The following is a 1,212-nucleotide window of genomic DNA, read 5'->3' as shown; positions in this document are numbered from 1 at the left end:
GGAAAGATTATGACAGTAGCAATTGGCCTAGGTGTAGGCTCAAAAAACGCAAATGGCGAATGGCTTGAAACGTTATTCCCAGCTCCGCTATATCAACCTGAGCAAGGCCTTGTTGACGCACTTCTCTCTACATTAGGTTTAGATGGCGGAAACCAGACGCTGACACTCACTGCGGAGCAAACGCAGCTTATCGCTGACACCCACGCACTCGGCGAGCTATCTGTTGTTGCAGAAAAACTAAGAAGCTCAGAAAACCCTGTCGCTCTCGTTATTATTGAAGAAGATACGACAGCATCGAGCACACCAGAGGTGTACTTAAAGCTACACCTTATCTCTCATCGTCTAGTGAAGCCTCACGGCATCAAGCTCGACGGAATCTTTGGTCTACTTCCTAACGTCGCATGGACAAACGAAGGCGCAATCGACTTAGCAGAATTACCACAACGCCAACTTGAAGCGCGTATGCAAGGTAAAGTCATTGAAGTGAAGTCTGTCGACAAATTCCCACAAATGACCGACTATGTGGTTCCTTCTGGTGTTCGTATTGCTGATGCGGCGCGCGTTCGTCTCGGCGCTTATATCGGTGAAGGCACCACCATTATGCACGAAGGTTTTGTTAACTTTAACGCTGGCACCGAAGGCACTTCAATGGTTGAAGGCCGTATTTCGGCGGGCGTTATGGTCGGTAAAGGCTCTGACCTTGGCGGCGGCTGTTCGACAATGGGCACGCTATCAGGCGGTGGTAATATCACCATTTCGGTTGGTGAAAGCAGCTTAATCGGTGCAAATGCAGGTATCGGTATTCCACTAGGCGATCGCTGTACTGTTGAGTCTGGGCTATATATCACAGCAGGTACAAAAGTTGTGATGCTAGACGCTGATGGAAATGAAGTTGAAACAGTTAAAGCGAGAGACCTTGCCAATAAAGCAGACTTACTATTCCGACGTAACTCTGCTAACGGTCGTGTTGAGTGTTTAACTAACAAGACCGCAATTGAGCTTAACGAAGCGCTTCACGCGAACAATTAAGCTTTAATAGATAGGGGCAGCTTAATGCCCCTTCTTCAAGTGATATTTATATTCATACAAAGAGCTTCTGATGCCAGATATCAACACGCCCACTATCAAACTAACGCAACAACTTATTCAGCAACCTTCCGTGACGCCTGATGACCATGGCTGCCAAAAAATAATGGAAGATCGTCTTGATAA

General features: G+C 46.9%; 1 protein-coding gene. It reads left to right on the top strand.

Annotation, left to right across the window (positions count from 1 at the left end; all coding sequences use genetic code 11):
* Window positions 1-9: 9 nt before the first annotated feature.
* Entirely contained in the window at window positions 10-1,029 is a 1,020-nt protein-coding gene (gene dapD, locus A3738_RS16480) for a 2,3,4,5-tetrahydropyridine-2,6-dicarboxylate N-succinyltransferase (RefSeq protein WP_068478428.1), read from the top strand.
* Window positions 1,030-1,212 lie beyond the last annotated feature (183 nt).

Source organism: Oleiphilus sp. HI0066 (assembly GCF_001635725.1).
The sequence above is the reverse complement of the archived record's forward strand: the minus strand, read 5'-3'. Positions and strand labels throughout refer to the sequence as shown.